The organism is Rhizobium sp. 01T444 (assembly GCF_056398305.1).
The window spans coordinates 1-610 of record NZ_JBFTPD010000268.1 but is presented as its reverse complement, the minus strand read 5'-3'; the positions used below and the strand labels follow the sequence as shown (position 1 = coordinate 610).

Below are 610 nucleotides of genomic sequence, written 5' to 3'. Positions count from 1 at the left end.
GTGGCGTCGATTTCCAAGGCCGAACGCGGCCTGCTGGCGCTCAGCTACGAGAAGTTCGCCGCCCTGGCCGCCGCCCTGCAGCTGGACCTGTCGACGCTGTTCGGCAGCCAGCCGGCCGGTTTCATCCCGGGGAGCGTGGTGGTGACGCGAAGCAAGGACGTCGTCGAATACCACTCCGAGCGTTACCTGTACGGCATGCTGGCGACGCAGGTGACCGCCAAGAAGATGACACCCATGATCGGTCGGGTCGAGGCCGATTCCGTGCTGCGTCCCGGCCAGTTCAGCAAACACCCGGGTGAGGAATTCATCTTCGTGCTCGACGGCGCGCTGGAGATGCATTTCGTCGATGGCCGCGTCGAGCGACTGGAGAAGCACGACAGCATCTATTTCGACAGCGGCCTGGGTCACCTGTACGTGAACGGCGGCATCGACGGCGCGCAGATCCTCGTGGTCTGCTGCAACGAACCCGGCGGCGCGCCGCTGGCGGGCCTGGCCTGACGCGCCGGTACTCGAATGCCGCGGGCGATGCACTGCATCGGAGTCGACGGCGCGCGCCGCGTCTAGGCCTGTCAGGCGCCCTGGGGCCGGGCGTCGAGCGGCAGCGCGGGCC

1 protein-coding gene is annotated in these 610 nt (G+C 67.9%); it reads left to right on the top strand.

Features of this window, described 5'->3' with window-relative positions; genetic code table 11:
- Positions 1-498, top strand: a 498-nt coding sequence (locus AC1DTN_RS38380; RefSeq protein WP_477925429.1) for a cupin domain-containing protein, incomplete at its 5' end; no start/stop codon positions are given.
- Positions 499-610: the final 112 nt, after the last annotated feature.